This is a genomic window from Acinetobacter sp. ANC 4218 (assembly GCF_002135245.1).
Taxonomy (GTDB): domain Bacteria; phylum Pseudomonadota; class Gammaproteobacteria; order Pseudomonadales; family Moraxellaceae; genus Acinetobacter.
Genome location: NZ_NEGD01000001.1, coordinates 160041 through 180621, shown reverse-complemented (window position 1 = coordinate 180621; position 20581 = coordinate 160041). Strand labels below are relative to the sequence as shown.

The window sequence follows — 20581 nt, the reverse complement described above, 5'->3', positions numbered from 1 at the left end:
TTATTCAGCAGATTTACATTTCCTGCAATCTGCACTTTTACGATCTCTACTTTTGAGTCATCACTTTTTATTAAAATTGTAGATCATTCTCCTATCTCTTGTTCGCTGATTAAAATTTGGTTATTTTCATTCTAATAACAATATTCTAATAAACTGCTATGAATGCCACCTGGTTAAAATCTCTCATTTTCTGGATTATTTTGATTGTTGTGATGTTCGCCGTGTTTCAATGTAGTCAAAATTCTGAAAATAAAAAGCAGGCTTCCGCGCTCATGTATGAACGCCTGTTTCATTGCACCCGTAATTTAGTCAAAAAGAACCCGGAGGTTTTAAAACACATTCAGCAGCAACTCAAACCTGAGCTTACCCAAGCTGAAGTGATGAAATTGCTGGACGAATGCCGTCAAGCCCAACCATTACAAAGCAAAGAAAACTATATAGACCTAATAAAATCACTTAAATAACTAGCAATAAGTTTATTTTTAAAACATTCAATTCATTTTCATGGCTTTTTTAACACTAAACTCTTGACCCTGTAAGCTGAGATACATAGAATGCGTACCAGATTCTCCAATAGCTCAGTCGGTAGAGCGACGGACTGTTAATCCGCAGGTCCCTGGTTCGAGCCCAGGTTGGAGAGCCAAATTCTAAAAACCCACTCAACAGAGTGGGTTTTTTCTTATATCAAGATTTTATTGTGTTCGACTCAAGCCAAGCCACTTTTTTTATTATTGGTTGCATTGCCACTCTTGCCTTGCTGACCCTTGTTTTTCAGCAACTGTTCAAACCACAGCAGAAATTTTTCCCTAAACGTGTGATCACGCCTTTTGAAAGTAAAATGTTTATCCGGCTGAAAGAAGCCTTTCCACAACATCATATTTTGGCTCAAGTTGCTTTTAGCGCATTAATCACCAATGACAACTTTAAGATCCGTAACAAGTTTAACCGTAAAGTCACCGACTTCGTTTTACTGAATCAAAAGCTCGAAGTGGTCGCGATTATTGAACTGGATGATCCCAGCCATATAGGTAAGGAACAGGAAGATGCCGAGCGTGATGCCATGCTGAACGAAGCAGGCTATCAGGTCTATCGCTATACCGATATTCCAAGTACCCACAACTTAAAAAAAGACATTTTAAATTAACTCCATTTCGACATAAAAAAGCCACCGTATGATGCGGTGGCTGAATTCAGTATCGATCTCAATTATTTCTGGCTTGCTGTTCAGATAGCTCTACAGTGGGCTTAGAAGCAGCCTGTTCAGCTGCTTCACGGGCTTTGATCCGTTCCAGCATTTCAGCCTGCTGCTGTTGATATTTTTGCTGGTTTTTCTCGTCGCTACTGACTGCCAGATAGGCCATAGAGACCAGAAAAATCGGGATAAGTAAACCAAGACTCATCAGAATAATCATCTTCTTGGGATTGGGCTTCGCGCCTGACTGCGACATAATCAATACCTGTCAATCTATATACACACTAAATTTGCCTGTCCAATATAACAAAACCCTGTGCTGTCTCAACAGATCATTCACCTGCTTTGTAAACTCGCATCAAAAAAGCCGGTCGAAACCGGCTTTTTATCTCTACAGTCAGACAGCAAGCTGAATTTGCTGCAATACCTCTTGCAAGGTTTTAAGATAATCAAAGTCTGCTTCAGGCTTGTCTTGCATTCGCCAAGCCACATAACCATCCGGACGTACCAGTACCGCACCCGCTTCATGGATTTCAGATTTCTGGTTCCAGGTTCCGTAAACATCGCGGTATTCGCGGGAACCAATCTGAATCACATCCAGATAAGGTAAATTCATAGCATGCACCGCATTTTTCCAGCCTGTACCAGACAGCCCGGTCAACAAGGTAAAGCGGCCCTGTCCTACGATATCTAAGGTCGATTGCTTCTGTCCTTTGGCATTAATCAGCCAGGTATGCGGCACTTTTGCCCCCGGGCGTGTCGTTGCCTGCAAGTAAAGCTGCGAATCTTGCATAAAGGTTTCCGCTGTCGCCTCGGCAATCACAGCATTTGAATCATAACGCTGATTCAGCTCTACCCCTTGGGCATTAAATTCGAAATGCTTAATCTCGAGCGCCTGGAATAATTTTTGACGAATCTCGGCACCCGCGTCATCTTCAGCGAAAATTCGCTGCAACATTTCTACATGTGTTGTTACACCATGATCAAAACCAAAGACTTCTTTGAGATGCTTATAATCGAAGCGGGATTGATTAGCACGGGCGACTATCTGCTTGCCTACAGGTGCACGCTCACGAGTATAAGAATCCAACAAGCTTTCTTTGGCCCAGCCTTTCACCGCATAGGCCAGTTTCCAGCCGAGGTTAAAGGCATCCTGCATGCAGGTATTCGAGCCTAAACCACTGGATGGTGGATGACGGTGTACTGCATCACCACCACAGAACACACGACCTTTGGAATACTCTGTCACCCAAGTCTGATTTACATACCAATACGACAGTTTTTGAATTTCTACTTCTTCAACTTCAGTCCCAACAAAGGCATTCAGGCGAGCACGAACCTGCTCCTCAGTCACCTGCGGCTCACCTTTGGAAATATCAAAGCCCCAACCCATAATCCACTCATTCCATGGGGTAATAGCGCGCAGTAGCCCCATACCCAAATCACCAAAACTGGCTTCGGGGTTAACAATCCATTGCAGGATTGCTGGACGATGCTGCACATATTGGCTTAAATCCGCCTTAAATGTCACATACACAGTACCGGCACGCGCCATGACGCCTTCAAGCGGCAGATTTAACTGCTCGACAATTTTAGAGCGTGCACCATCCATACCCACCAGATATTTGGCACGTAAGCTAAACTCGGTATTGGTAATCCGGTTTAGAAAGGTTGCCGTCACACCGTGTTCATCCTGAGTATGAGACAGATATTCTGTATTAAAGTTATAAATCGCACCACGTTCGGCGGCATTCTTTGCTAACAATGCTTCCATTTTCGGCTGGATCAGATCCACCAATGGACAGGGACTGCCCTTGATATAATCACCATGTCGTTCATCACCAGTACCCCAGGCACTTAAACGGGCAATTTCTTCCCCGACCAGACTGGTGGTAATCAGGCTTTCCCCCATCTGTTCCCAGGGCGTGGCAATCTGCTTGACCTGTTCTTCTACGCCGAGATCACGCAACACTTCCATGGCCCGCTGATTGGTAATATGTGCACGTGGACTGTTGGCTAGCCAGCTAAACTGGGTAAAAAGCTGGACTTTAATACCATAATTGGCCAGTGCCAGTCCCAAGGTTGATCCCGCAGGACCTGTTCCCACCACCAGCACATCCGTATCAAATTGCTCAGACATCAGCTACTCCTTTTCAATGTCACCCTTCAGCTGTCTGATCTCAGTGTATGCAACCACGTTATTTTGCAGAACACCCATAGACTTAAACTATGGTTGCATAGTTTTTAGGTCTGCCACATTTCATAATCTGATTTGCGGCATCAGCTCAGAAAGAGACTGTGCAATCGGGTTTATAGGTGTGGTGAATTATGGAATTACGTCATTTAAGATATTTTGTCAGCGTAGTTCAGCAAGGCAGTTTCACCAAGGCGGCCGAAAAAATGTTTACCGCACAGCCTTCATTAAGCCAGCAGATTAAAGACCTGGAAGAAGAAGTTGGGGTATTATTGTTTGACCGCTCTGCTAAAAAAATCCGTCTAACTGATGAAGGTGAAGCCTTTTTACCTTATGCACAGAATGCGCTGGAAAATGCCCAGCTCGCTATCTCTGCTGCACGTCAGGTCGCCTACAATAAAAACAACCAGATTTATATTGGCTTTTTAAATGTGGCAGAACTGAAGGTCATGCCCTTAATTCTAGACAAACTCAAGCAGCAAATTCCGGATCTGCACATTCATGTACAAAGCCTGACCTGCATTGAACAGATTCAGCGCCTAAAGAATGCTGAACTCGACCTGACCTTTACCCGTTATGCCGTGCAGCATGATGATTATGAAAACCTGTGCTTACTGACTGAAAAAATCTATGTTGTAGCAGCAGAAAAATTACACCCCTCTAAACATCAGATCAACCGTGAGTACCTGAGAAAACAGAACATCATCATGTGTGAGCAAAGTGCTTCGCCGGTATTTTATGAAAAAATCAATCAACAATTGCAGCTTAAACATCTACCGCATCATCAGATGCACTGGGTGACCAATGTCCTGCAACATATCAATATGATTAATATGGGATTGGGCTTTAGTTTCGTTCCGGAATATCTGCTGAAATTTCTCAGCGATCATGTGCAAGTGATTGCGACCGATTTTGAACTTCCAACCTTGCAGCTGTATGCCAGTTTTAGAAAAAATTCAAAAAATGCCGCACTGCAGTTTATTACCCAAGAACTAAAGATACAAACTCAGTTGAGCTGATGTCGCAGCCTACATTTAACCCATAATAAAAAAGTATCCATACGGATACTTTTTTATGACGATTTTTACTTCAAATAATCACTAAAGCAAAGTGAGAAAAATTCCGGCAAAAATCATGAGGCCTACCCAGCGGTTATGACGGAATGCCCAAAAACAGCGCTGCGGATCACGGTCATGGGTTTTGCTCCATTGATAGATAAAATCTGCAGCAACGCATAGCAATGCGATTAAACCAAATGGCATTAACAGACTTTCCAGATATAGGGCACTGCCAATCAATACAAGGCTGAGGACTTGCAATAAAGAAATAATTTCAATGTCATATTTGCCAAATAAAATCGCTGTGGATTTTACCCCGATCTTTAAATCATACTCACGGTCGGTAATGGCATACTGCGTGTCATACGCTACCGTCCAGGCCAGATTACCAAAATACAAAAGCCAGCAGGTTAAATCCGGTGTCTGTCCCACTGCGGTATAGGCCATCGGAATGGACCATGAAAATGCCGCGCCAAGAAAGACTTGTGGCAAATGGGTATAGCGCTTCATAAACGGATAGATAAACGCCAGAAACAAAGCCCCAAATGACCAGTAAAAGGTTTCAATCGGCAAAAAGAACAACATACAGGCACTGGTAGCAACCAGAGCTAAAAATACATATATTGCTTCTTTGGCACTGATAATTCCGGTCGCCAGTGGACGGGTTTTAGTCCGTTCCACATGTGCATCTACTTTTCGGTCGGCAAAATCATTAATGGCACAGCCTGCCGCACGCATAAAAATCGTGCCCAAAATCATGGGAATCAAAATGCTGATGGATGGCATACCCTGATTGGCAATCCATAACGCCCACATGGTTGGCCAAAACACCAGTTCCGTACCAATCGGCTTATCAAAACGACAGAGATAATAATAAGCTTCCAGGCGTTCACGCCAGGTAATTTGATGCGCAGTTGCCATGACAATCCTTAACCAGATTACTGTTTAATTTTTTGTTGAATAAATTGCTCAAATGCAGGTAAAAAAGTTTCCTGCACAATAAATTTACAACCATGCCAAGTATAGCAACTTTGCCGTGTCCAGCCATCTTCCAGCAGAATGACACGACGCTGACATATAGGGTTTGTGCGTTGAAATAAAAACCATCCGATCGGTTTTTTACCAATATGCTTAAAAAGGCGTGCCCGACGCTGCAAGCTTAGGATTGGAAAAATGCTTTTCGCTTTGACCCACGGCTCTGCATCACAACCATATAAATAGCTTTCACGTACCCAGGAGGTATGCTGATGCGGCATATTCATCCATTGTGCATCGGCACGTAGAAGCCGCTGATAGTGCTCTTCAATAGGCTGGACCTTGAATACCCCACCCGCAAAATCGGTTAATTGTTGTGTCAGTGAACCTGAAGCATATAACCACGATTTTAATGCAGGTAAAATAGTTGAATTTTGATTTGCGTATGCAAGCGGTTCACGCATAACCATAAAGCTCTTAAAAATATGAAAATTTATACACAGTTTAAATGATATTCAGAAGACTGGAGCTTACTTGTTATCATTTAATTTAAAATGAAATTTTGGTTTAACTGTTGTCTGTTTTGGCGATGACTTCAAATTTCCCCTGCGGAGTCCTAATTAAAATCATGCCTTCGGCAGTTAAATAAAAACTTTTAGGATAAGCATAATCCAGAGCCAATTCAGGATTTTCCAGAGCGACGAATTCGGCTTGCTTATAGCCTTCCACTGTTCGCCCAACCTCAATATAAGTCACTTCTGAAAAGTTCAGTTTAAATCCTTTTTCATGATCCTTTGGATCAATCCAAGGAAAGAAACCGGTGTGCTTTTTACGCTGCGCCATAGTCGTGTACATACTTCAAGTAATTGAATAGATCATACAAAAAAAACCCGCGACAAGCGCGGGTTTTTCTTGAACCTAAATTCGAATATGAATTACAGGCTGTAATACATATCAAATTCAACTGGGTGAGTAGTCGTGTTCAGACGACGTACTTCTTCAGTTTTAAGTTCGATATAGGCTTCAAGCATTTCTTTAGTGAACACGCCACCTTTAAGCAGGTAATCATGATCGGCTGCAAGAGCTTCAAGCGCCATATCCAGGCTGTGAGCCACTGTAGGGATTTTAGCTTCTTCTTCAGGAGGAAGATCATACAAGTTCTTGTCAGCAGCTTCACCTGGGTGAATCTTGTTTTGAATACCGTCAAGACCAGCCATCAACAATGCAGCGAAACCTAAGTACGGGTTCATCATTGGATCTGGGAAACGTGCTTCAATACGCTTGCCTTTAGGGCTAGAAACGTAAGGAATACGGATAGAAGCAGAACGGTTACGTGCTGAATAAGCAAGCATGATCGGCGCTTCGAAATGTGGAACTAAACGTTTGTACGAGTTAGTAGATGGGTTAGTGATCGCATTCAATGAACGAGCATGCTTGATCACACCACCGATGAAGTACAATGCCATTTCAGAAAGGCCTGCATATTCATCACCAGCAAACAGGTTCTTGCCATCTTTAGAGATTGACATATGCACGTGCATACCAGAACCGTTGTCACCTACCATTGGTTTAGGCATGAAAGTCGCAGTTTTAGCATATTGGTGTGCAACGTTCCAAACTGCATATTTAAACTGTTGAACTTCGTCAGCTTTACGCACCATAGTATTGAAGCTCACACCAATTTCTAACTGGCAAGATGCAACTTCATGGTGATGTACTTCCACACGACCTGGGCCCATGATGTCTTCAATACGGGCACACATATCAGCACGCATATCTTGTGAAGAATCTACAGGAGGAACTGGGAAGTAACCGCCTTTAACACGTGGACGGTGACCAGAGTTACCAGCTTCGTAATCTTTACCAGTAGACCAGGCAGCTTCTTCAGCGATCAATGTGTGGCGCGCGCCAGACATGTCGATGTCCCATTTTACTTCGTCAAAAACGAAGAATTCTGGTTCTGGACCGAAGAATGCAGTATCACCGATACCTGTTGATTTTAAGTATTCTTCTGCACGGCGAGCGATAGAGCGTGGGTCACGTTCATAACCTTGACCAGTAGATGGCTCGATTACGTCACAAGTTACCACAACTGTAGCTTCAGCGAAGAACGGGTCAAGGAAACATGTTTCAGCGTCTGGACGCAAGATCATGTCAGATGCTTCAATGCCTTTCCAACCAGCAATTGAAGAACCGTCAAACATTTTACCGTCTTCAAAAGTATCTTCGTCGATTGTATCTGCAGGGTAAGTTACGTGCTGCTCTTTACCCTTAGTATCAGTAAAGCGAAAATCGACCCATTTTGCGCCACTTTCTTGGATGAGTTGAAGGACCTTGTTCGCCATGCTCATTTTGCTCCGATGATTTTTTGTTGCACCTGCTAAGTGCGTGTTAGTAGTTGGTGTCTATAAAGCAATTCTCGTACCAACTTTTAAAAAGCAAAGCTAAAATGTTGAATTCTTTATCAGAATAGAAGATTTGAGCCTTTTGCTTTGTTGCTATTATACTGTGTGTAAATCTAAATGCACCATATTCAAACACTCATAATCACATTTACTTGAAAAGTAGCTTTTAGTGTATCAAATTGGTGCATATTTATTTTTCCCTTTTATAAGAGTCCTATTTTTCTTGCGATTTGCCTGAATATCCATCAGTTCCGCTTAAAATAAATTCTTAATAATTAATTTTCTGTCATGTTAATGATTTCATTATTGAATATTTTCAGCATTTTCTCTTTCAAGCTAAAACCCAGCTAAAGCATAAATACAAGCTATCTTATTATTATAGATATGTTTTTTATTTTTGGCCCTTAAATTGCAGATATTTCAAACTGTCGAAAGCGTGAAATACTCTGCGCCATTTTGGTGACAAGCTGCCAATCTGATTGCAACAGTTTTATGAACCTTTATGAAGCCAAACTTCAATCACATTAATTTAACTAGCGCCATACTTACTTAAAAATAGTTTATTACTAATACAAACTAAGTATCTTATATTAAGCTTTTAAATGGAGATGGTACTTGTAGCATATTTTCAAAATAACATAAGATGATTAACCTCATCTTCGATGAATTTTCTTCCACATAAAATGCAAATAAATCAGCTTATTCTCATGTAGTGATTTCTATAAAATCATTATCATGGAAATAGTTCAGCCGAAAATGTTTATTTTTTGCTATGATGATTCGCACTCCATTTTTTTAGCCGTTTTACTGCCTTTAGTTTAAGTTGGACCAGGCAGTGAAAATCTGAATCATGCGAGTATTCTTGGACTATTCGAGCACATATATGTGCGCAAATTTCAATAGGTTAGCTCATGCTTTTAATGATCGACAACTATGACTCTTTTACCTACAACATCGTGCAGTATTTTGGCGAGTTAAATCAGGAAGTAAAAGTAGTCCGTAATGATGCCGTGACATTGGAAGATATCGAGCGATGGCAACCAAAGTATCTCGTCATTGGTCCTGGCCCTTGTTCTCCTTCCGAAGCAGGTATTTCCATTCCAGCGATCCAGCACTTTGCCGGTAAAATCCCCCTATTGGGCGTATGCCTGGGACATCAAAGTATTGGACAAGCTTTTGGTGGAAATGTGATTCGGGCTAAAAAAGTCATGCATGGCCGTTTATCGGACATGTATCACAGCAATAAAGGGATTTTCAGTAATCTCCCTTCCCCATTTTCTGCAACGCGCTATCACTCACTGGTGATTGATCAGGCGACATTGCCAGAATGCCTGGAAGTGACCTGCTGGACTAATGAAGAAGATGGCTCTATGGAAGAGATCATGGGTGTGAAACATAAGACATTGCCGGTTGAAGGCGTGCAGTTCCATCCTGAATCCATTCTGAGTGAGCACGGTCATCAGATCTTTAAAAACTTTTTAGAAATTTACGCATAATGAGCGCTACAAAGATTATGAATATTCAACAAGCTTTAAATAACATCACTAAAAATATCGAACTCACTCAACCGCAAATGGAAGACGTGATGCGTACCATCATGAATGGTCAGGCCACTGATGCTCAGATTGGTGCCTTGATGATGGGACTGCGCTTAAAAGGCGAAAGTATTGATGAAATTACTGCTGCTGCACGCGTGATGCGTGAATTTGCAATTAAAATTGATGTCAGCGATCTTCCACATTTAGTTGATATTGTGGGTACAGGGGGTGACGGCCAGAACCTGTTTAACGTATCGACTGCATCAAGCTTTGTCATTGCAGCTGCTGGTGCTACCATTGCCAAACATGGTGGCCGTGGTGTGTCATCCAAATCAGGTTCTTCTGATTTGCTTGAACAGGCAGGAATTAATCTTGACCTGAACATGCAACAAACTGAACGCTGCATCCGTGAAATGGGCGTCGGATTTCTGTTTGCACCAAATCACCATAAAGCGATGAAATATGCTGCTGGTCCGCGTAAAGAACTCGGCTTTCGCAGTATTTTCAACCTGCTTGGCCCGCTCACCAATCCAGCTGGGGTGAAACGCTTTGTGATTGGCGTATTTTCCACTGAACTTTGTCGCCCAATGGCTGAAGTATTGAAACAGCTGGGCGCAGAACATGCCATGGTAGTGCATTCCAAAGATGGTCTAGATGAAATCAGTCTTGCCTCTTCAACTTATGTGGCTGAACTGAAAGATAGTGAAATCACGGAATGGGAAATTCAGCCTGAAGCAGTCGACATTGAATCGCAAACTTTAACCGGCCTTTCTGTAGATAGTGCAGCTGAAAGCCTGGCTTTAATTAAAGATGCTTTAGGCAAGAAAAAATCTGCAATCGGTGAAAAGGCGGCAAATATGATTGCACTCAATGCCGGTGCAGGAATCTACGTTTCAGGCTTGACCCATAGCTATAAGCAAGGTGTCGCTTTGGCCCATGACATTATCTATGGCGGTCAAGCTTTAGAAAAAATGGGTATTTTGTCTGAATTCACCAAAACTTTAAAAGAATACGAAGCTTAAGACGGTAGGACAAAGATCATGGTAGATATCGCAAATACAATTTTAGGCAAAATTGTCGACCGTAAGCAGGAAGAATTTGCTGCCCGTCTTAAGCAACGCAGCTATAAAGATGTGGAGGAACTGGCACAAGCAGCAACGCCTGTGCGTGGTTTTGCACAGTCTTTACAACACAAGCGCCCAGGTGTGATTGCAGAAATCAAAAAAGCCTCTCCTTCTAAAGGCGTGATTCGTGAGAACTTTAATCCTGCTGAAATTGCCCAGCAGTATGAAGACGCTGGCGCAGCCTGCCTGTCTGTACTGACAGATGTGGACTTTTTCCAGGGTGCCGACGAAAATATCCAGATTGCCCGTTCGCACTGTGCCCTGCCGGCATTACGCAAGGATTTCCTGATTGACCCTTATGGCGTGATTGAAGCCCGTGCCCTGCATGCAGACTGTATTCTTTTAATTGTGGCATGTCTGTCTGACCAGCAACTGGAAGAAATGTCTAAAACCGCATTTGAGCACAACTTAGATGTACTGGTTGAAGTACACGATGAAGATGAGCTGGAACGTGCACTGAAACTTTCAGAACGTTGCTTGCTGGGTGTAAACAACCGCAATTTAAAAACCTTTGATGTCGATTTAAATACATCGCTGCGTTTGAAAAAATTACTCGAACCCTCACGTTTATTGGTGACTGAAAGCGGCATTGCCACACCAGATGATGTCCACATGATGCAAGAACATGATATTCATGCCTTCCTTGTGGGTGAAAGTTTTATGAAACAGCCTCGTCCAGATCATGCCTTTACGGCATTATTTGGTCAGCCTGAAACTGTTTGATGAATAATTAAGATTATGAGTAAACATGATTCTTCGCTTTCGAAAGATCAGTACAATTTACTGAAATCTTTTAAAAAGCAAATCACTAATCCGCATTCCTCGAAGATTACGAAGCAGCCTGAGCCTGTGCAAAAGACTGCTGAACAAGAGCAGGAAGATGACTTCGCGCTTTTTCAAAAGCAAATGCAAGGTGTCAAAAAGATGGACACCAGCAATATTGCAAAACTTGAAAAAGCATCAAAGAAAAAACCGGATGCACAAACTTTAGCGAAACGTGCAGCTGCGACCGGCCCGATGCAAACCGATGAGGCAGAGTTGTCTGATACACAGGCCATGCTCAATCCGGTAGCCAGTCAGGCGACCTTAAGCTATCGGATTGCAACTTTGCAGCATAAAGTATTTGAAGATTTAAAAGCAGGTAACCTGCGCTGGTTTGAAGCGGTTGATTTGCATGGCTGTACGGTGGAAGAAGCCCGTGTTGCGGTGCTCCAGATTATTCAAATGGCTAAAGATGAAAATCAGAATGTCATTAAAATTGTGCACGGCAAAGGTCCTGAAGCCATTTTAAAGACCTATGTCAATGGCTGGCTGCGTCAGCACCGTGATGTTTTAGCCTTTGTCAGTGCACCTGAAAAGCAAGGGGGCACCGGTGCTGTTCTGGTTCTGCTAAAACGTGCAGAAAAGAACCCAAAATTCAAACAGTAATCGGAATTTTTCTCTAAAACAGGGCATTGTAGCGGTTTTCTGCTACAATGCCGTCCTTGTTCAATATCAGTGTAAGTGAACACGTCTTATGTCTATGCAGCAATCCTACGCCAACATTTTAACTGCCGTTGGTGAAGATCTTAATCGTCCTGGTCTTAAAGATACGCCAATGCGTGCTGCTAAAGCTTTTTCGTATTTAACGTCTGGATATAGCAAAACTTTGGAAGAAGTGACCAATAATGCGGTCTTCCCTTCTGACAACCATGAAATGGTCTTGGTCAAAAATATCGAATTCTATTCACTCTGCGAACATCATTTATTGCCGTTCTATGGCCGTGTGCATATCGCCTATTTACCTGAAGGTCAGGTTTTGGGTTTATCCAAATTTGCCCGCATTACTGAAATGTTTGCACGCCGTTTGCAAATTCAGGAAAATCTGACCCAGCAAATTGCTGAGGCGGTGGCTGAAGTGACTCAAGCACGTGGTGTTGCGGTAATGATTGATTCTGCGCATATGTGCATGATGATGCGCGGTGTAGGCAAACAGGAATCGACTACCCGTACTGTGTCTTTTGTGGGTGATTTCAAAACCAATAAAGATGAACGTCGTGAATTTTTGGCTGCCTTGCCTGAAAGCTATTAATTTAATTCTAAAAAAAGCCTCAATAGCGATTGAGGCTTTTTTTGTGTGTGGTTAAATAACACCGTACAAAAATTGATATCTCCTGATTGAAGCACATATATTAAGGACCGATCATGTCGCAAATTCTGTTAGCTGGACAAGGTTTAACGCACGCTGAAAAATCAATTGATTACCCCCGCCCTGACCGTTTGGTTCAAGGCAATCCTCAACGTAAAACGTATAGCCTGTATGAACATCCCAATATGGACTGTGGCATCTGGCACTGTGAAGTGGGTAGCTGGAATATTCAGTTTGCCGACAATAAACAGGAATTCTTTCAGGTGATTGAAGGTATCGTTCGCATCCACGACCAAGCGAATGGCACTTATATTGAAGTAAGTGCAGGAAATGCGGGTGTTATTCCTCCAGGCTTTACGGGAACATTTGAAGTCATTGAAGCTGTGAAAAAATACTACGTGATTGTCGAAGCCTAACTTCAGAAAAATCTGAATATGAGGAGTTTTTTATTCATCGATTTGATTTTTCCAAATTAAACACTCGCAACTTGCTTGGTGACTTGAATACAGTTCCGGCCATTATTTTTTGCCGCATAGAGTGCTGCATCTGCTGCATCCAGAAAACGCTGATAGTCTGGATGGCCATCATAAAGTGCACAGCCGATACTGACTGTAAAATTAAAACTGATGCCCATGCTGGTACGAATGGTGGTTTCCTGAATCCGGGTACGCACCTGTTCTGCAATCTCTTTTGCCCGAACCAAATCGCTGTCTACCAGCAGCAATAAAAACTCTTCCCCACCTGCACGGAATGCATAATCACTGCCCTTAATGGAAGTGAGCAGCACTTCACCAATAAACTTTAAAGCTGAATCACCCGCTGCATGGCCGAATTTGTCATTAATCCGTTTAAAGTAATCGGCATCTATGGCCAGCAAAGACAAGGGGGCATTATTTTTACGGGAAAAATTAATTTCACGCGAAACAATGGTATGTAAATAGCGTCGATTGAGCAGTTGAGTGAGGGAATCACTGCCCGAGTCGATATAGTCAGCCACCTGAAACAGCTGATCGACCAGATGCTGAATCTCCCTATTATTTTCACGAATATGCTGGATCAGCTGAATGGCCTGCTCTCTTTCAGTGGCATTTAAAACTTGCTGGCTCAGCAAATCAATCTGGTGAATACGGTCAATAATGGTCGAGACCTGCTCGGTCCCAGTAAATGCATAAGCAGCTTTATGGATAAACCATAAGCCAAATTCAGATTTTGACAGCAAGGAATGTGTAAATTTCGGCTCATCCGAAAATACCTTAAACATCAGTTCATTTTCCCAGTCTAATAATGAGCTGCGTTGCTTGTCCTTTTGCGCCGACACATCCTGCATGGCAGAAAATAAACGATAAGTATGTTTTGTGTCATTATTTTTTTCCAGATTGACTTCATAGGAGCGACACATAATTTCCGAAGCAAAACCCAGTATCTGCACAATATACGCTGCAATGGCCAGACGGTTTTCTTGCGTCTGCTCGGTCTGAAGCAAAAAGACTTTCTTTTCAATTTCACCGATACCCCGCATAATCAGCCAGGATGGAATGCCGATACGCGCATGGACTTTACCCACCATCAGCTGCTTTTCGACAATCTCGATAAAGTTCTGCTGCAAGGGCACATTAAAGCAATCAATTAACCATTGATTCAGCGTGGTTTTTAAGCGGTTCTGAACCATATCATCGGATAAGAAATAGGATGCTTCCTTTTCCTGCATTATATCTTTATAAAACTCATCGACCAGGGTCTGGGAATGCGCTTGAATAAATTGAAAAGTGTCATTTAAATCAGTTGTTGAAAAGTCCTGGCAAACCGACTTCCATTGTGCGGCAAGCACAGCAATACTTTCAGTATTCATACAATTGATTCCAACAGCTTTTGAATATGAGGGAGATGTTTAGATGACTAATATAACAAATTTTAATAAAAATAACTTTGTGAACTATTCGATGTTTTTTCATAAGTAATGAGAAAAAATAAATTTATTTTTATAAAGTATTAAAAAAAACGTACATAGCCCAGACTGGTTTTCATCCAGTCCTTATGATCTTGTTGCTGGTATTGCCAATTAAAACGAATGACATTTTGCGGATTCAGGACATATTGCCACTGGGTGTTCAGTTTAAGTTGCCATTGCTTGGAATCTCCCCAATACGGTAATTCCAGCTGTAGCAGACTATTGATGTGATCTGACCAGATATTTTGACAGCCTATGGTCGGTCCCATCCCGACACGCCAGCCCTGATCTAAAGCCTTGCCGGCCTGTATATGGTTTTGCAGTTGCATATAGCACAAATGTTCACGTGCCGGGTTTGCATAGCTATAGCCCATCTGAACCTGTAAATTGGCAATCCCGTGCTGTTCCTGCTCACTGAACTGACCCTTTTGATCCAAAGCTTCCTGCTTCCAGCCCAAGTTAAAACCCCAGCTGAGTGGCGTTTTAAAGGGGGTCATCGGGTTATAAGAATTCACGCTCAGAACATCAAAATGTTCAAGTTTCAACTCATCATCACGATACTGGATTGAACCATCCCAAAATAGCAACTGCGTACCCGTCCTGAAGCCCCCTTGCGGATCAATCAGGTCATGATAAGCCTGACGATGTCCCAACTCGACGAACTTCTCACCCTGTAACTCCCCCATATTGACCGAAAAATGACGGGCATCATGCGCTTGAGTAGGGTCTACTTTAGGGCGTTGTGGTTGTTGGCGTTGTTTTTCCAGATCTATTTCACTGCGCATACTCAATAGCTGGCGCAAGCGTGGCTGGGCAAAAACTGGCTCAACTTTACGCCCGATAAATTGCAGGTATAAATAATCATAGGCCATTTCTAAAATCTTGGCTTTATCCAAGTCCTGATACGCCCCCATTTGCCTAGACATTTCTATAGGTTCGGCAAAAGCGACTTGATGCGCCACTTTAGCCAGACTTTTGCCATGCTGTCTAGCTTGCGATAACAGCTGGGTTTCTAAAGCCGGCCTATAGATCGTTTCCTTGACTAAACCCTGCCGCTCAATGGCTTTCATGGTTTCAACAGGAATGGCTGCGACTTTAAATTGCTGTTTTAAATTCAGCGCTGGACGAACCAGATCCATTAAACCCAATAAACGATAAGCACAGTTATCACTGACAAAATAATAAGGAAAACTCACATGTTTCATTTCCCAAATGTGCTGCACTAAAAATCGGGTTTCCTCAGGTGTCAGGCTGAGTTCATATTCCCACAAATCCCGGCTTTCCATATCCCCATATTCTTTTACCTTGCGATAATAAGGCATTAAGGAATATTCTCCCGGATACTGCCCGGTCAGGCCATTCCATGCAAAAGACCAACCTTCACCATTCGTGACTGTGGCTGCATAATTCACGGCATAGGAAACTAAATTCAGTTGTTTTTGATCTTTAGGATCCAAACGCAACAAGGTATGCCCAAACATCGAACTGGGATTACCCATAAAGTCGGTTGCATAAATCAGTGTGGCTTTATAAGGCTTGATCTGACCAATCCAGTCGTCAAGTTCCGGACAAGTCACTGTAGGTAATTGCTCTTCTTGAATATGCAATTGCTGCATTAACCAATGACTACGTGCAGGAAAGCGACAACGCAGCGACTGATTCGGCGCTGCGGGTTGAAATAAGGCCTGAATATTGGCCTGCAATTCTTGTTTTAAATCAACTTGACCATTTGGCGATAAGAAATAACCTGCATAGCTGACTTCACTTTGTCCTTGTTTATCGGCATACATGAGTCTGAGCCAGGTGATGTCTTGGTCTAGTTTTTGTTGTGCTGCACGTTCCATGTAGGGCTGAGCGATATAAGCTTCAATACTTTGAATAGCCGTTGCCGAGTAGGTCATTGTGGAAAAGGTTAAAGCAAAAACGAATGCAAGTGATTTCATGCAAATTGGGTATTTATCTTTTATTCAAGAAGAAATGTAAAATAAGAAAAAACCCCATCAGAATGACAGGGTGTTGTGTTTATCTATTATACGTAGGCTTTCAACACTTCATCTTTAGCCATCACCGCTTGCAAAGAAGCAAGTACCTGAAGTGAATCGTGATTTTCTGCAGCATAAATTTTAGTGAAGTTTTGTTTAGAAACCGCAAAAAAACGGGCTTTGTCTTGTGCTTTGATATTTAAAAGCTCAGCCAGTACATTCAGGCTTTCCCCTTCTCCAACGGCCATATCACGTGCCAAAGATTCAGCATTTTCATTGGTGAAAGTCACCGCTTGAGCAGTTACCGTACCTGTACCGCTACAACCTAGCGTACCAAAGGTAATACCGAATAACTGGTTGGCAAAAAGTCCATTGGTTGTTGCAGCAAGAATTTTAGGCACTTTACCGGATTGACCTGCCCAGACTTGAGAACCGATACCACAACCTGCATCTCGATCCGCAAATGCTGCTGTAGAACCGAGGGCTACAACTGCAGCTAAAGCTAATTTTTTCAACATGGTTATTCTCCAAAATTTATTATTCAAGCGTTCTAATTCTTCACCATTGTGTAAATTTTATTACACCTCTGTAAGATAGCGGCAACTTTCTTATAAGGCAAAACAATTTACACCAAAGTCATCACCTACCACATAAAACATTGAAGTTATTTGTTTTTTAAAGTCCAGACCCCGTCTTTGCTGCGATTACCCAATATTTTTAACACTAACACCAGACTCAAGAGCAGCAGTAAATACCAAGAACCCATCTTGCCCCAACCCACCATATGCCAGGCATCGACCTGACTGGGGTACAGCCAGATTCTGTAAAAAGTACTGATATTTTCTGCAATCCAGATTATAAACGCTAAAACAATCAGTACGGGTAACATCGGGAGTTGTAGCTGATGCTGTTGCAACTGGAAGCGAATTTTGGTTCTCCAGAAAATAATCACACTCCAGGCGAAGAGAAACAGACGAATATCGGGAACAAAAAATTTACTCATGAAGTTGATATAGGAAAAAACCGCCAGAACTAGCATGTTCGGAAAGCTTGGCAGTTTCTCAAAGGACACCTGATACAGTCTGAGTGAGCGTGCAAAAAAACTGCCCACTGCCGAATACATAAATCCGGCAAATAAGGGCACAGTCAGTATTTTAAAAACAGCCGGCTGCGGATATTGCCAGGATGCAATCTGCGGATGGGTCAGAAAAATTTCCATGCCCATGGCCATGATATGGAACAAGGCAATAACTTTGGCTTCGGCCCACGATTCCAGTTTTAAATACAGCAAACAGACCTGAATGATCAAGGCATAGAACAATAAATAATCATATCTGAAGAAGCCGTAAAACTCCTGATTGCCCATAGAGGCGCTAAGTGCAAAAGCAATCAGCAGCAATATCCCAAATAAGGCAGCCGAAGCTGCCTTATTTGAGAACTCAAAACATGATTTAAAAAAACTGATCAAGGTTGAATCCTAATAATGAATTAACTCATACAGATTTAAAGATATTTAGCGCTGTATTCATGCACCGTATCAATAAACACTTTAGGATTAGCAGGATCAACCCACTGGGTAATACCATGGCCCAAATTAGCCACATAACCTGTTTTTTCACCACCCGCATAAGCATCATCCAGCATGGCTTTGGTGGCTTTTTCAATCGATGCAGCGTTACCATATAAAGTGGCCGGATCGAGGTTGCCCTGTAATGCAGCACGGCCATTCACGGTTTGACGTGCCACGTTCAAAGATGTAGTCCAGTCCAAACCAAAGGCATCAGCACCAGTTGCCACCATAGGTTCAAGCCACTGTCCACCACCTTTGGTGAATAAAATCACCGGAACTTTACGTCCGTCTTTTTCACGTTTTAAACCAGCAACAATTTTTTGCATGTAATTCAGTGAAAATTCGATATATTCACGATGTGCCAGCGCACCACCCCAGCTGTCAAAAATCTGTATCGCTTGCGCTCCAGCATCAATTTGCGCATTTAAATAATCAATCACAGCAATCGCCAAGCGGTCCAGCAAAGCATGTAACACTTCAGGCTGTGCATACATCATCTGTTTGGTATAGCGAAATTCCTTGCTGGAACCGCCTTCCACCATATAAGTGGCCAATGTCCACGGGCTACCCGAGAAACCGATTAACGGCACTTGACCACCCAAGGCTGAACGGATGGTGCTGACTGCATTCATCACATAATCAAGATCGGATTTGGCATTAAAATTGGGTAAATTCGCCACATCTTGCTCGGTACGGATAGTCTTATGGAATTTTGGACCTTCTCCCGCTTCAAAATACAAGCCCAACCCTAAAGCATCCGGCACGGTTAAAATATCTGAAAATAGAATGGCCGCGTCCAGGTCATAACGACGCAAAGGCTGTAAGGTCACTTCACAGGCAAAATCATTATTTTTGCACAGGGAAAGGAAATCACCTGCTTTGGCACGTGTTTCACGATATTCAGGCAAATAACGTCCTGCTTGACGCATCATCCAAACTGGTGTGGTATCTACCGGCTCACGCAATAAGGCCCGCAGAAAACGATCGTTTTTTAGCGTCGTCATTTACTTTCCCATCTCATTTTTAATCTTCGAACCATCATAACAAAAAGGTCGAAAATTTAGTAACTTCTCTTGCAGCTAAAAATCGATCACGTTAAATGTAAAATTTTTTTTACACAAAACAAATACTGCATCTCCTCATTTTTTCTGCAATACTTGCCTAGTTTTGTCACATAGTTAATGAATAATTCTTAAGGTTGAATTACATGTACGTTCGCACATTACTCGCCATGAGTTTAAGTTGCATTTTTGCGGGTACAGCGTTTGCCGCATCTACTGCTGAACAACCATTAAATCCTCAAAAGATTGCGAATACGGCGGTTCAAGATCCGATTGATCCACTGGCAACCGATGCCGCATCTGGTGCTGCAAGCACTGCGAATGCACAGATTACCCCACAAGAACAAAATGACCTGAACAAGGCCTCGCAAACCCTGCAAGATCTTCAAAATACTGAAGATAATAATGCTGCGATTGGTGCTGCACCGACTACAAAAACACTGAGCACGCCAACTACTACTCCTGCTTCTGCGAAAGCCTCTTGGACCTTAGAAGGTTTAAATAACGCTACATGGTATGACAATATTGGTAAAGGCCAATTCCCTGTTTATGCACGCGCTCATGTGATGCTCAACAATGCCCATGCTTCTCCGGGTGCAATTGATGGTGCAAGTGGTAAAAATACCCTGAAAGCCATTGCATCCTTCCAGCAAATCAACGGCATTAAACCGACAGGTATTTTAACTCAGGAAACTTGGGATGCTTTGATTGCTCGCCAAGGTGCTAAGCCTGCATTTATTGAATATACGATTACCGATGCAGACCTGAAAGGTCCTTATGCACAAACCATTCCGCACGATTATGCCCTGCAAGCCAAAATGAAAGGCTTGTATTACACACGCGTAACGGAAATGCTGGGTGAAAAATTCCATATGGATGAAGACTTTTTGAAAAAGTTAAATCCTAAGGCAACCTTCAAAAAAGCCGGTGAAAAAATTATCGTTGCTAATATCCGCAATGAAGTTCCAGAAGATATTCATCTGATCGTTGCACATAAAGGTGCGAAACAACTGTACTTATTTAATAGTCGTAACCAGATGATTGGCTCATTCCCTGCCACAATTGGTAGCTCAGATACTCCATCCCCTACAGGCACCTATAAAATTACCGGTGTAGCGCAAAACCCATGGTACAGCTATTCACCAAGTAACTTTATTCAAGGCAATAATACAAAACCGCTTTCTTTACCACCAGGTCCAAATGCTCCTGTCGGAAACATTTGGATCGGTTTAAGTAAAAAATCATTTGGTATCCACGGTACACCAAATCCATCTGCAATTTCTAAAACTGCATCGCATGGCTGTATCCGTTTAACTAACTGGGATGCTAATGATTTGGGTAAAAAAGTCAAATCGGGTGTCACAGTTAAATTCCTAGAATAATCCCTGCACCCTGTATCAAAAAAA

21 protein-coding genes and 1 tRNA gene are annotated in these 20581 nt (G+C 42.5%); 11 read left to right on the top strand and 11 right to left on the bottom strand.

All coding sequences use genetic code 11. The features are described from left to right. Window positions 1-158: 158 nt before the first annotated feature. The 3 genes from B9T38_RS00880 (at window position 159) to B9T38_RS00870 (ending at window position 1144) form a co-directional block, all read left to right on the top strand. Complete coding sequence (locus B9T38_RS00880; protein ID WP_086194991.1) at window positions 159-464, top strand: hypothetical protein; 306 nt, start codon at window positions 159-161, stop codon at window positions 462-464. A gap of 103 nt (window positions 465-567) precedes the next feature. Beyond that, window positions 568-643: transfer RNA gene (locus tag B9T38_RS00875), tRNA-Asn, on the top strand. 54 nt (window positions 644-697) lie between these two features. Then, window positions 698-1144: a DUF2726 domain-containing protein gene (locus B9T38_RS00870; protein ID WP_086195135.1), complete on the top strand. Its 447-nt coding sequence runs from the start codon at window positions 698-700 to the stop codon at window positions 1142-1144. A 58-nt stretch (window positions 1145-1202) separates the two neighbouring features. Here the strand turns inward: B9T38_RS00870 and B9T38_RS00865 are convergent, their stop codons facing one another. Both B9T38_RS00865 and B9T38_RS00860 read right to left on the bottom strand, forming a co-directional pair. Further along, a complete protein-coding gene (locus tag B9T38_RS00865; RefSeq protein ID WP_086194990.1) occupies window positions 1203-1448 on the bottom strand; it encodes a hypothetical protein in 246 nt (81 codons plus the stop codon). A gap of 141 nt (window positions 1449-1589) precedes the next feature. Continuing rightward, entirely contained in the window at window positions 1590-3332 is a 1743-nt protein-coding gene (locus B9T38_RS00860) for an FAD-dependent monooxygenase (protein WP_086194989.1), read from the bottom strand. Window positions 3333-3520: 188 nt separating this feature from the next. On the opposite strand from B9T38_RS00860, the gene B9T38_RS00855 reads away from it, so the two are divergent. Beyond that, on the top strand, window positions 3521-4405 hold the full coding sequence (locus B9T38_RS00855) for a LysR family transcriptional regulator (protein ID WP_086194988.1): 885 nt from the start codon (window positions 3521-3523) through the stop codon (window positions 4403-4405). A gap of 81 nt (window positions 4406-4486) precedes the next feature. Here B9T38_RS00855 and ubiA read toward each other — a convergent pair whose 3' ends face one another. From ubiA to glnA, 4 genes are all read right to left on the bottom strand, one after another. After that, window positions 4487-5365 (bottom strand): 4-hydroxybenzoate octaprenyltransferase, encoded by an 879-nt coding sequence (ubiA, locus tag B9T38_RS00850; protein ID WP_086194987.1) that lies wholly within the window; start codon window positions 5363-5365, stop codon window positions 4487-4489. 17 nt (window positions 5366-5382) lie between these two features. Next, complete coding sequence (locus B9T38_RS00845) at window positions 5383-5883, bottom strand: chorismate--pyruvate lyase family protein (protein WP_086194986.1); 501 nt, start codon at window positions 5881-5883, stop codon at window positions 5383-5385. Between the two features lie 103 nt (window positions 5884-5986). After that, the gene (locus B9T38_RS00840; RefSeq protein ID WP_086194985.1) at window positions 5987-6262 is read right to left on the bottom strand and encodes a hypothetical protein; all 276 of its coding nucleotides are present in this window, start codon (window positions 6260-6262) and stop codon (window positions 5987-5989) included. A 92-nt stretch (window positions 6263-6354) separates the two neighbouring features. Continuing rightward, window positions 6355-7770: a type I glutamate--ammonia ligase gene (gene glnA, locus B9T38_RS00835; RefSeq protein ID WP_171263131.1), complete on the bottom strand. Its 1416-nt coding sequence runs from the start codon at window positions 7768-7770 to the stop codon at window positions 6355-6357. A 965-nt stretch (window positions 7771-8735) separates the two neighbouring features. Between glnA and B9T38_RS00830 the strand changes: the two genes are divergently transcribed. The 6 genes from B9T38_RS00830 to B9T38_RS00805 all read left to right on the top strand — a co-directional run bounded on the left by B9T38_RS00830 (window position 8736) and on the right by B9T38_RS00805 (window position 13030). Beyond that, window positions 8736-9320 carry an anthranilate synthase component II gene (locus tag B9T38_RS00830; RefSeq protein WP_086194983.1) on the top strand — a complete coding sequence of 195 codons (585 nt, stop codon included), beginning with the start codon at window positions 8736-8738 and terminating at the stop codon, window positions 9318-9320. A 17-nt stretch (window positions 9321-9337) separates the two neighbouring features. Beyond that, window positions 9338-10384 (top strand): anthranilate phosphoribosyltransferase, encoded by a 1047-nt coding sequence (trpD, locus tag B9T38_RS00825; RefSeq protein ID WP_086194982.1) that lies wholly within the window; start codon window positions 9338-9340, stop codon window positions 10382-10384. Window positions 10385-10402: 18 nt separating this feature from the next. Next, window positions 10403-11209: an indole-3-glycerol phosphate synthase TrpC gene (gene trpC / locus B9T38_RS00820; RefSeq protein ID WP_086194981.1), complete on the top strand. Its 807-nt coding sequence runs from the start codon at window positions 10403-10405 to the stop codon at window positions 11207-11209. A 15-nt stretch (window positions 11210-11224) separates the two neighbouring features. Continuing rightward, a complete protein-coding gene (locus B9T38_RS00815) occupies window positions 11225-11914 on the top strand; it encodes a Smr/MutS family protein (RefSeq protein ID WP_086194980.1) in 690 nt (229 codons plus the stop codon). Between the two features lie 94 nt (window positions 11915-12008). Next, window positions 12009-12557, top strand: a complete 549-nt coding sequence (gene folE, locus B9T38_RS00810) for a GTP cyclohydrolase I FolE (RefSeq protein WP_171263138.1) — start codon at window positions 12009-12011, stop codon at window positions 12555-12557. A 113-nt stretch (window positions 12558-12670) separates the two neighbouring features. After that, window positions 12671-13030, top strand: coding sequence for a cupin domain-containing protein (locus tag B9T38_RS00805; protein ID WP_086194978.1), 360 nt, complete (start codon window positions 12671-12673; stop codon window positions 13028-13030). A 56-nt stretch (window positions 13031-13086) separates the two neighbouring features. Here B9T38_RS00805 and B9T38_RS00800 read toward each other — a convergent pair whose 3' ends face one another. From B9T38_RS00800 to hemE, 5 genes are all read right to left on the bottom strand, one after another. Beyond that, complete coding sequence (locus tag B9T38_RS00800) at window positions 13087-14463, bottom strand: diguanylate cyclase (RefSeq protein ID WP_086194977.1); 1377 nt, start codon at window positions 14461-14463, stop codon at window positions 13087-13089. A 140-nt stretch (window positions 14464-14603) separates the two neighbouring features. Beyond that, window positions 14604-16505, bottom strand: a complete 1902-nt coding sequence (locus B9T38_RS00795; RefSeq protein ID WP_086194976.1) for an Lnb N-terminal periplasmic domain-containing protein — start codon at window positions 16503-16505, stop codon at window positions 14604-14606. 86 nt (window positions 16506-16591) lie between these two features. Continuing rightward, window positions 16592-17062 carry a DUF3015 family protein gene (locus tag B9T38_RS00790; protein WP_086194975.1) on the bottom strand — a complete coding sequence of 157 codons (471 nt, stop codon included), beginning with the start codon at window positions 17060-17062 and terminating at the stop codon, window positions 16592-16594. A gap of 146 nt (window positions 17063-17208) precedes the next feature. After that, the gene (locus B9T38_RS00785) at window positions 17209-18009 is read right to left on the bottom strand and encodes a DUF817 family protein (protein ID WP_171263137.1); all 801 of its coding nucleotides are present in this window, start codon (window positions 18007-18009) and stop codon (window positions 17209-17211) included. Window positions 18010-18047: 38 nt separating this feature from the next. Next, window positions 18048-19118 (bottom strand): uroporphyrinogen decarboxylase, encoded by a 1071-nt coding sequence (gene hemE, locus B9T38_RS00780; RefSeq protein ID WP_086194973.1) that lies wholly within the window; start codon window positions 19116-19118, stop codon window positions 18048-18050. A gap of 203 nt (window positions 19119-19321) precedes the next feature. Between hemE and B9T38_RS00775 the strand changes: the two genes are divergently transcribed. After that, the gene (locus tag B9T38_RS00775; protein ID WP_086194972.1) at window positions 19322-20557 is read left to right on the top strand and encodes a L,D-transpeptidase family protein; all 1236 of its coding nucleotides are present in this window, start codon (window positions 19322-19324) and stop codon (window positions 20555-20557) included. Window positions 20558-20581: the final 24 nt, after the last annotated feature.

What these genes read in the sequence shown, in the direction of transcription:
- B9T38_RS00800 (WP_086194977.1), bottom strand. Translation starts at nt 14,463, where the DNA reads ATGAATACTGAAAGTATTGCTGTGCTTGCCGCACAATGGAAGTCGGTT.
- B9T38_RS00860 (WP_086194989.1), bottom strand. Translation starts at nt 3,332, where the DNA reads ATGTCTGAGCAATTTGATACGGATGTGCTGGTGGTGGGAACAGGTCCT.
- B9T38_RS00790 (WP_086194975.1), bottom strand. Translation starts at nt 17,062, where the DNA reads ATGTTGAAAAAATTAGCTTTAGCTGCAGTTGTAGCCCTCGGTTCTACA.
- B9T38_RS00855 (WP_086194988.1), top strand. Translation starts at nt 3,521, where the DNA reads ATGGAATTACGTCATTTAAGATATTTTGTCAGCGTAGTTCAGCAAGGC.
- trpD (WP_086194982.1), top strand. Translation starts at nt 9,338, where the DNA reads ATGAATATTCAACAAGCTTTAAATAACATCACTAAAAATATCGAACTC.
- B9T38_RS00830 (WP_086194983.1), top strand. Translation starts at nt 8,736, where the DNA reads ATGCTTTTAATGATCGACAACTATGACTCTTTTACCTACAACATCGTG.
- B9T38_RS00805 (WP_086194978.1), top strand. Translation starts at nt 12,671, where the DNA reads ATGTCGCAAATTCTGTTAGCTGGACAAGGTTTAACGCACGCTGAAAAA.
- folE (WP_171263138.1), top strand. Translation starts at nt 12,009, where the DNA reads ATGCAGCAATCCTACGCCAACATTTTAACTGCCGTTGGTGAAGATCTT.
- hemE (WP_086194973.1), bottom strand. Translation starts at nt 19,118, where the DNA reads ATGACGACGCTAAAAAACGATCGTTTTCTGCGGGCCTTATTGCGTGAG.
- B9T38_RS00775 (WP_086194972.1), top strand. Translation starts at nt 19,322, where the DNA reads ATGTACGTTCGCACATTACTCGCCATGAGTTTAAGTTGCATTTTTGCG.
- B9T38_RS00840 (WP_086194985.1), bottom strand. Translation starts at nt 6,262, where the DNA reads ATGGCGCAGCGTAAAAAGCACACCGGTTTCTTTCCTTGGATTGATCCA.
- trpC (WP_086194981.1), top strand. Translation starts at nt 10,403, where the DNA reads ATGGTAGATATCGCAAATACAATTTTAGGCAAAATTGTCGACCGTAAG.
- B9T38_RS00865 (WP_086194990.1), bottom strand. Translation starts at nt 1,448, where the DNA reads ATGTCGCAGTCAGGCGCGAAGCCCAATCCCAAGAAGATGATTATTCTG.
- ubiA (WP_086194987.1), bottom strand. Translation starts at nt 5,365, where the DNA reads ATGGCAACTGCGCATCAAATTACCTGGCGTGAACGCCTGGAAGCTTAT.
- B9T38_RS00880 (WP_086194991.1), top strand. Translation starts at nt 159, where the DNA reads ATGAATGCCACCTGGTTAAAATCTCTCATTTTCTGGATTATTTTGATT.
- B9T38_RS00815 (WP_086194980.1), top strand. Translation starts at nt 11,225, where the DNA reads ATGAGTAAACATGATTCTTCGCTTTCGAAAGATCAGTACAATTTACTG.
- glnA (WP_171263131.1), bottom strand. Translation starts at nt 7,770, where the DNA reads ATGAGCATGGCGAACAAGGTCCTTCAACTCATCCAAGAAAGTGGCGCA.
- B9T38_RS00795 (WP_086194976.1), bottom strand. Translation starts at nt 16,505, where the DNA reads ATGAAATCACTTGCATTCGTTTTTGCTTTAACCTTTTCCACAATGACC.
- B9T38_RS00845 (WP_086194986.1), bottom strand. Translation starts at nt 5,883, where the DNA reads ATGCGTGAACCGCTTGCATACGCAAATCAAAATTCAACTATTTTACCT.